The following is a 1,266-nucleotide window of genomic DNA, read 5'->3' on the forward strand; positions in this document are numbered from 1 at the left end:
ACATTGCCATTAACCAAGCGCTTGGAATACCGAAAATAAGAGACAGGCCCATAACCCCAATCGTTAAGACGACGGTGTTATAGATATAGGTTGGCATCACCGTCGACATCAAATGTGTAAACAGGTTATCCGTTTCACCAATTGCGGTGTAGAAGATCGCTAAGATCGGCAAAACCAGTAACAGAGTTATCGCTCCACTACTGGTTTTCCATAGAGAATGTCTATCTTTCATTGCCTAATTACTGCAAGGCTTTATGAAATACAAATGCTGGTGCAAATACATCTCATATCCTTTAATCAAATGGGGGTATAGTTATACCCCCACAAGGAATTAAAGGTCAAATTTCACTTCATCTAGTAGCTTAATCGCTGCTTCATGGTGAGAAGCGATATCATCTAGAGAAAGCGTGTCTGCTTTAAAGTCGCCCCAAGATTCCACAAGTTCAGAACGCTTAACGCCTTCTTTTACTGGGTACTCGTAGTTCACTTCTGCGTACATCTTCTGAGCGGTTTCGCCAGTCAAGAACTCCATAAGCTTAAGCGCGTTATCTCGGTTTGGAGCGTATTTCGCCATCGCCATACCAGAGATGTTCACGTGCGTGCCTGTTGTTTCTTGATTCGGGAAATTGATGTAAACCGCATCAGCCCAAGCTTTTTGCTCTTTGTCGTTAACCATTTTGCCTAGGTAGTAGCTGTTACCCAAAGAAACATCACATAGACCTTCTTTGATCGCTTTTACTTGTGCACGGTCGTTACCTTGAGGTTTACGAGCAAGGTTCGCTTTCACGCCTTCCAACCATTCTTTCGTTTCTGCTTCGCCGTAGTGAGCGATCATCGAAGAAACAAGAGATACGTTGTATGGGTGCTTGCCGCTGCGAGTACAAATCTTACCTTTGTATTCTGGTTTGGCTAGATCAGCATAGTTAAAGTCCGCACCTAGTTTGCCAACACGGTCGCGAGAAGAGTAAACACTGCGAGTACGTAGCGTAAGTGCAAACCACTCATTCTCTTTGTCTTGGTACTGAGCTGGTACATTTTCTTCAATGATCTTGCTATCAACTTTCTGAACTAGACCTTTGTTTGTCAGTTCTGCTAGACGGCTGATATCAGTAGTCAGGACAACGTCCGCTGGGCTGTATTCGCCTTCCTGAGCTAGTTTCTCTGCTAGACCTTCCTTCGCAAATTTAACGTTTACTTTGATGCCAGTTTCTTTAGTGAACTCATTGAACATTGGTTCAACTAGAAAAGGTTGACGGTAAGAGTAGA

General features: G+C 43.6%; 1 protein-coding gene and 1 pseudogene. Both read right to left on the reverse strand.

Features of this window, described 5'->3' with window-relative positions; genetic code table 11:
* Positions 1 to 232 (reverse strand): annotated as a pseudogene (locus R7P67_RS24925) (iron ABC transporter permease); the annotation flags it as partial.
* Positions 233 to 331: 99 nt separating this feature from the next.
* Positions 332 to 1,266 (reverse strand): Fe(3+) ABC transporter substrate-binding protein (locus R7P67_RS24930; RefSeq protein WP_318086332.1); only part of this gene is annotated, 935 nt, incomplete at its 5' end.

Source organism: Vibrio sp. Vb0937 (assembly GCF_033338855.1).